The sequence below is a fragment of the Acidobacteriota bacterium genome (genome assembly GCA_003696075.1).
Lineage (GTDB): Bacteria > Acidobacteriota > Polarisedimenticolia > J045 > J045 > J045.
Map to the genome: position 1 here is coordinate 1 of RFHH01000184.1, position 7,325 is coordinate 7,325.

At 71.5% G+C, this 7,325-nt stretch carries 5 protein-coding genes; 2 read left to right on the top strand and 3 right to left on the bottom strand.

From position 1 onward, the window contains the following. Positions 1-809: 809 nt before the first annotated feature. Positions 810-2,558: a hypothetical protein gene (locus D6718_12195; protein RMG43473.1), complete on the bottom strand. Its 1,749-nt coding sequence runs from the start codon at positions 2,556-2,558 to the stop codon at positions 810-812. A gap of 476 nt (positions 2,559-3,034) precedes the next feature. Here D6718_12195 and D6718_12200 point away from each other — a divergent pair, with 476 nt between their 5' ends. Continuing rightward, positions 3,035-4,162, top strand: a complete 1,128-nt coding sequence (locus tag D6718_12200; GenBank protein RMG43474.1) for a hypothetical protein — start codon at positions 3,035-3,037, stop codon at positions 4,160-4,162. 120 nt (positions 4,163-4,282) lie between these two features. Here D6718_12200 and D6718_12205 read toward each other — a convergent pair whose 3' ends face one another. Further along, the gene (locus D6718_12205) at positions 4,283-4,486 is read right to left on the bottom strand and encodes a cold-shock protein (GenBank protein ID RMG43475.1); all 204 of its coding nucleotides are present in this window, start codon (positions 4,484-4,486) and stop codon (positions 4,283-4,285) included. Between the two features lie 146 nt (positions 4,487-4,632). Here D6718_12205 and D6718_12210 point away from each other — a divergent pair, with 146 nt between their 5' ends. Further along, positions 4,633-6,087, top strand: coding sequence for a hypothetical protein (locus D6718_12210; GenBank protein RMG43476.1), 1,455 nt, complete (start codon positions 4,633-4,635; stop codon positions 6,085-6,087). Between the two features lie 9 nt (positions 6,088-6,096). Here D6718_12210 and D6718_12215 read toward each other — a convergent pair whose 3' ends face one another. Beyond that, positions 6,097-7,233 (bottom strand): DUF2914 domain-containing protein, encoded by a 1,137-nt coding sequence (locus D6718_12215; protein RMG43477.1) that lies wholly within the window; start codon positions 7,231-7,233, stop codon positions 6,097-6,099. Positions 7,234-7,325 lie beyond the last annotated feature (92 nt).

The following is a 7,325-nucleotide window of genomic DNA, read 5'->3' on the forward strand; positions in this document are numbered from 1 at the left end:
CGCGGCCGAGAACGTCACCTACACCGCTTGCCTCGATACCGAGCGCGGCATGCTGTACTACGTCGACGAGGGTCCGACGCCGATGATGCCCTGCCGGGAAGAGGACCGGCAGATCTCGTGGAACGCGGTCGGTCCCGAAGGGCCCCCGGGTCCCGCCGGCCCGCAGGGTCCGGTCGGCCCGCAAGGTCCGGTCGGTCCGATCGGTCCTCAAGGTCCTGTCGGCCCGCAAGGGCCTCCCGGTGCAGCGGCTCCCGTCTACGAGCTGGTCGGGTTCACGCGGGCGACGTTCGACGGCGGGCAGGGCGTCTTCACCTACACGAAGGCCTGCCAGGCCGAGTTTCCGGGGAGCCGGATGTGCACGAGCGCCGAGATCCTCGCCACCCGCAACGTGCCCGATCTGTCATCGGCAGGTGCACAGTGGGCCTGGGTCCTGCCGAGCCTCGTGGCCGGAGACGGACAAGGTGGCGTCTTCGACGCGAGCGGTGTCAAGTCGAGGCTCTACGACGACCAAATGTTGAACTGCATGGGTTGGAGGGATGGATCTTCGTATTCCGTGGGCCTCGCGGTGTCCAGCCAGGGCGCGTTCGCCCGCCGGCATTGCGACTTCTCCGGATCGGTCGCGTGCTGCGCCGCGAGCCACGGGCCGTGACGAGTGGAGCGCGCGGGCCTGGCCGGCTGGGAAGACGCTCCACCGTCCCGGGTTTGCCCGCGCGAGCGGGGGAGGGAGGTTCGGACGCGGCGACCGCCGCCACGCGAGTGCGCGCCGCAGCGCTTCCTCGGCCGCCAGTGCGCCGCGTGGCCGCGCGATCTCACGCGCTGGTATCTCGGGTCCCCGTGATCTCGAGGTCGTCGAGCTGCGCGGCCAGCGCGTCCAGGTGCTCGAGTTCCTGCGCGACCGCCGCGCGGCCGCGCGCCTGGACGCTCCGAGCGTGCTCGGCCGACCGGCTCGCCGAGGCGACGAGATCGTCCAGAAGGGCCCGAAGCTCGTAGGCGAACCGCCTCCGGCTTTCGAGCACCCGCTCGTTGAGGTCGTTCTCGATGCGGGTGGCATTCGTTTCGATCAGGAGCTGGAGGTAGCGGCTCGCCGCCTCGCCGCAGGCGGCGAGCGACGATCGCCGGGTGCGGAGCCGGTCGATCAGCCACGTGAACGGTCCTTCGCCCGTCGCCCTGAAGAGATCCTTGTAGAACAGCCGGCTGTCCCACCGGAACCCCGTCTCGGGCGGGACCGAGGAGGGCAGTCCCTCGAGGCCGGGCGTTCCCGAAGACCTCAGCCGCTCGAGGAAACCGTTCGCCAGCTCGACGAAGCGGTCCATCGCTCGCACGTAGAGCTCGCGCGAAGCGGGCTCGACCTCGCGCAGCCACGCGTCGAGGCGGCGCGTGGCGATCTCGAGCGCCAGCCGCACGGCGGCGCGGCGCAGGGCAGGGCCCCGGCGCGCCGGGTGTGCGCGCAGGGCGTCGAGCAGCTCCGCCCGAGCCTTCGCCCGCGTGTCGCGGAGGAACCGTTCCTTCAGCTCCGCGAAGGCCCGGGCGAGCCGGTCCTGCTCGGCGGCGAACAGGTAGTCGAGATCGGCGAGAGCCAGCCGCGCCTGCTCGACGCAGCGGCGGAGCTCCTCGATCCGCCGTTCCGACTCTTCGACGGGGCGGCACAGCGCCGCGCGGCGCTCGTCGAGATGACGCCGGAGGCGGTCCGCCAGGTGCTCGAGGCCGCGCTCCTCCGCCGCGCGCACGAGATCGCTCCCCGAGCGGCGCGCGAGAGAATCGAGCGCCTCGACGAGCGCGGGCCAGCCGCGCTCCGGTCCGGCATCTCCCGAGAGGCGCTCCTTGGCGCTGACCTCGAACAAGCGCACGTCGCGCAGCCCGAGGCGCTCTTCGAGGATGCGGCGCGTGAACCGATCGGCGTCGCCGAGTTCCGGCCCGGAAATCTTGTCCGCCTTGTTCAGCGCGAAGAGCAGCTGGTGGCACCGCGCCGCAATCTCGCGCACCAGCTCCAGCTCCTCGCCCGAGATCGGCGGGTCGGCGCCGAGGACGACGAGCGCGGCATCGACGTGGGGAACGAACGAGCGCGTGGCCTCGGTGTTGTCCCCGAACACCGAGCCGATGCCCGGCGTGTCGACGAGGCACATCCCCGAGGCGAGCAGCGGACTGGGAACGAACACCTCGACCGCCGTCACACCCTTGCGGTTGCCGGGGTTGCGCTCTTCGGAGACGAAGTCGGCAAGACGGTCGAGCGCGATCGCGGACCAACCGCCGTCCGCCAGCCGCACGCGGGCCGACGGGTGCCGGCCGTAGCGCACGACGGTCACCACGGCGGTCACCGGCACGACGCCGGCCGGCAGCACCGGGATCCCGACCAGCGCGTTGATCAGCGTCGACTTGCCGCGCTTGAACTGCCCGACGCAGGCGACGTAGAAGAGCCCTTCCCGGACCCTCTCCGACAGCGCTCGCGCCTCTTCGGCGACGGCGACCTCTCCCGCATGTCGCGCAAGACGGGCAAGCCGCTCCAGGCGCCGCTCGCTGGCGTCCTCCGTTCCGATTCGTGGCGTGACCTCTCGATCCATCGCCTCCCCTCGCAGCGCCCTCGAGTGAGATCGTCCCGGCGCGATCCCTTGTCGTAGGAGTCATTGGCCGCCGAAGGGAGGCGACGGTTCTCCGCGGACTCCACCGCGATCGGACATTGCGAATAGCACGGCGGTCCGGGACGATCAACCTCTCCGGGAGAGGTTCGCGGGGCATTCCCCGGCGGGTGCGCGCCCACTCGTGGTGCCCGCGAGATCCCGGTGCGCCCGCCGGCACCGCGCGGCCATCGGCGGCGTGAAGCCGCCGCGGAACCCGCGCGGAGGCGGGCCGGCGGATGCCGCCGCCGTCCGGTCTCGTTCGGAAGATGGAAAGGCGTCCGCGTTCGGGGTGACACGTGTTCCCCGCGGCCCGAGATTGCCCATACCGGGCGGCGCGCCCCGCGGCACCGACCGGGCGTCCGGTCCGGGGAGGCGGCGAACGCGTGACGGTGGAGGTAGCACCGGAACGGCGCGCCCTTGTGCAAGCGCCTCCGCTCGACGGTCGCCCTCTGGCGCTGAAGCGGCGGCCGCTCGAGCGCAACGGGATGCGCGCGGGGACGGCATGGGCCGCGGCGGCCTCGGCGGGGGCGGTCTGGTGGTTCGTTTCGGCCGCACTGGTGCGGTCTGCACTTCCGGGAAGCATCCCTCTCTCAACCTTCCTCCTCGCCGTGCCGGTCTTGCTCGTCGCGGGCGCGGTGAGGCGGACGCGGCGCTGGTGGCGACTTGGCGATGTCGAAATCGAGCCGCTCGTGCGCCCTGAGGCGGACAGGCCGGTCCTCGAAGTTTTCGTCCGGACGGGCCTTCGGTCCCGGCCGGTCGAGGAGATCGAGGTGTCGTTGAGCCTGATCGAGGAAAAGCTCGCAGCGCCGCGGCGCCGCCCCGGAGTCCTCTGGCAGGAGGTGCGCTGGATCTCCCCGATGGCGCTCTCCTGGGGGCACCGCGGCTACGACGTCCCGGTCCGGATTCCGCTTCCCGCAGAGCCGCTGCCAGCGCCCGGTGGGCCGCGCCGCTGGCGGCTGGAGTTGATCGTGCCCGGTCGGCGCGAACGGCTCCGCACCGCCTTCGACCTGGGCGGTCCGCTGGCGGGGGCGACCGGTGTCTCCGATGGTTTGACATCCGGCACGGCGGGGATCGAGGTGGTGCTGGACGGGGACGGCCGACTGCGGGTCACGGCCGCGCCCTTCCGGCACGGACGGCCGGCGGCGGCCGCCGCCGTCGCGGGAGCTGTTCTGCTGGCCGCCGGTGCGGCAGCACTGGGTCTTTCCGGGTCGCTCCTGCTCGCCGCGCCGGCCTTCGGAATCGGGCTGGTTCTCGTCGCAGGAGCGTTCGACATCGCGTTGCGCGCGTCGGCGGTCGAGGTCGATCGGCTGGGGTTGCGCGCGCGCGTGGGCTGGCTGGGCTCGGGACGGGCGGTGGAGGTGCCGAAGGATCGCATCCGCGATATCCGCCCGGAACCGAGGGGCCGGAGAGATCTTCCGCGACCGCTCCTTTTCGACATCGTCCTGCACCTGGACGGCGGGGAGAGGGTCGTCCTCGTCGATCGCGTAGTCGGGGCGGAGCAGGCAAGGGATCTTGCGCGGCGGATGGCGGTGGCGCTCGGGCGATGAGTGCGCCGGGCGCGGCCCGTGGAACCGCCGTCCCCGTGCCGCCGCGCCGGCCGTCTGGAGGGAAAAAAGAAACGCCGCGCGGAGCGCGGCGTTTCCCATCCGGTGTTCGGCCGGAGTGATTCAGCCGACGCGACGCACCTGCGAGGCCTGGAGACCCTTCGGGCCCTGCGTGACCTCGAACTCCACGGCCTCACCCTCGGTCAGGCTCTTGAAGCCGCTGCCCTCGATCGCGCTGAAGTGAACGAAGACATCGGTGCCGTCCGGCTGGCGGATGAAGCCGTAGCCCTTGGCGTCGTTGAACCACTTGACCGTTCCCTTTGCCATTGCAGATACCTCTTTTCCCGGGGAGATCCACTCCCCATTGTTGCAGCTCACGCTCTCCCGCCGCTCTTGTGGGCGGAACCGACTCCGCGCCGTTTTCTTGCAAGAGGGGAAACGAGAGGACATGAACTTGGTGGCACGAGGAGAGTATGCACGGCTGTGGCGCCGGATGCCACCCCTTTTTTCACTTTTTTGCCGGCCGGGGTAGACTCCCACTGCTGCGCGCACCGGGAAGGACGCGGGTGCCACCCGCGGCGGGGCTCAACTTGTTGCCTCCATTGGTCTTGGCTGTTGCCCTGGGCGCGCTTCCGGCCCCGGCACCGCCGCGGCCGGTCATCGTCATCCCCGGCACGATGGGATCGGTGCTGGTCCGCGAAGGGAGCGAGCGGCGCGTCTGGGGGACGCTCACGCAGCTACGCTTCCTCTCGCCCCACCGGGGAATCGTCGATCCGCGCTACGACGGGCTGGAACTGCCGACCGCCAGCACGGTTCCCTCGGAAAACCGGGACAGCATCGTGGCGCACGGCGTCCTCAAGCGCTTTTCGATCTTCCCCCGGTTTCTTTCGGTGAAGGCGTACCAGGGGTTGATCCGCCTCCTCGAACGCCACGGTTACGTGCTGGGTGACATCGAGCATCCGACCGCGAACGCGACGTGCTACCTGTTCGCTTACGACTGGCGCCGCGATATCGCCGAATCGGCTGCCGGGCTCGCCCGTGCGGTGGAGCGGGTGCGTTCGGTCGCTCCCGGCCCGGAACGACGGGTCGATCTCGTCGCCCACAGCATGGGAGGCCTCGTGGCCCGCTACTTTCTCCGGTTCGGGGCACGGGACGTGCTGGGGACCGACCCCGTCCCGCCTCCCTCGTGGGAGGGAGCCGCCGCGGTTCGTCACGCGATCCTCATCGGAACGCCGAACCGCGGTTCGGTGGAGGGATTCAGGGCCATGCTGCACGGGCAGCGCCTGCTATGGAGGAAGGTCTCGCCCCTGACGCTCTTCACCTTCCCCTCCTGCTATGAGCTGCTTCCGGCGCCTGACGAGACAGTTTTCCTCGATGCTGACGGCCTACCGGTGGAGGCCGACCTCTACGATGCGGATGACTGGCGCCGTTACGGCTGGTCGGTCTACGGGCCGCGCACCAGAGCCCGGTTCCACCGGGCCTGCCTCGCCGAACTCGGTCCGGATGGAGAGCGTGCGTTTCGGGAAAAATACCGGGAGTGGGACCGCTTCCTCGCCGCGATGCTCGCGCGGGCCCGGCGCTTCCATGCGGCGTTGTCCAGGGGGATTCCGCCGGAGCCCGTCGAGATCGAGCTGCTCGGCGCGCGCTGCCAGGCGACGCTGGCCCGGGCCATCCTGTACCGGAAGTCCGATCGTTTCGTCACCGCGACACGCTCTGGAGAACGTCCCCGGGGAATGTCCCGCCGGCGATTCCGGGAACTGACGAGCTTGCCGGGCGACGGCCGCGTCACGGCCGCGTCGCTCGCGATGCGGCCCGATCCCGATGCGCCGGACCCGCCCCGCGTGGTGTGGGGCTGCCGGAGTCACGATCGCCTGATCGACGACGAAACGATCGCCGGCGCGATTATCCGGATCCTCCGCGAGCCCTGACCGGGTTCCTCATCCTCCGGACGGCTCGCACCGGAAGGCGCTTCGGGCGAGGACCCGCCCGGCGGCGTCCCGTGCCTCGACCGTCCACGAGCCCCGACAGTTGCGCGGGAGAGTCCGCCGGCTGTAGGTGCGCCAGTGCGGGCCGCCGATCGGCAGGCGTACGCGGCCCACCAATCGACCCTCGTGAAACCAGACGTGGTCCACCGCGTCTCCCGGCCGGCCGCCGAGCACGCGCGTCCAGAAATAGACCGTCGTCCCGCCGGCGAACCGGTCGGACGCCCCCTTCAGTTGGCGCGCCACCACGGCGGTGCCGACCCCAAAGTCGCGCACGCTCAGGCGCGGGCCCTCGTCGGCCGGACCGCCCCTTGCCGCCGTCCCCGGGTGCGCCTGCCCGCCGGCGTCCCGCGGGACCTCCACCGGCGCTCGCGCCGACTCCTTCCTCGCGCCGGACCCGGCTTCGCGGGCCTCCTCCCGAGGGCGGCGCGGCGGCGCCGCTTGGCCCTCCACCTTCGGGGGCGGTTGGGGTGCGGCCGCCGCGGAAGATTTCCCGGCGGTCCCGGACGGCGCTGTGTCGGCCGCCATCGGTTCCGGCTCGCCTCCGGGGACGGAAGCTTCTTCGGGCGCTCCCGCGGCGGCAGAAGGGGCCGCAGGCTCGCGTTTCCCGCGGGCGAAGCCCCAATCCTGGCCGGTGCGGCCCCACAACCCAGCGACGAGGATCAGGGCGAGGAGGGCGGCGGCGGGAAACGCCACCCGCCGCCATCGGGAGCCAGCCTTGCGGGGGGACCGCCGGCGCCCCACGGTTTGCCGGAGCTGCTCCACCACATCGGCCGGAGCGTCCAGCCGGCCGGAGCGGGCGAGCGCCTCCTCTTCGGCGAGATAGGAGCGGATCAGCGGTTCGGGATCGAGCCCGAGGTGCCGCGCGTACGCCGCCACGAATCCTTTGGTGTAGACGCGGCCGGGAAGTTGTTCGTAACGGCCGGCCTCGAGGGCGGTGAGCAGACGGACGTTGATGCGCGTCGCCTTTGCGACCGCTTCGAGCGACTCACCTCGCTTTTCCCGCTCCCGCCGGAGCGTTTCGCCTACGGCCGGCATCGGATCCTGCCGCCGCGCCCGCGCGGCGCGATCTCGGCCCGTCGCGTCCATCATCCCACGGGCAGGTGCCGCCCCCCAACCCACTGGAGGTGCTTCCTTCGCGGTGCGTTTTCGGCGCCGGGTCTTCGTTGGCACGGTTCCTGACC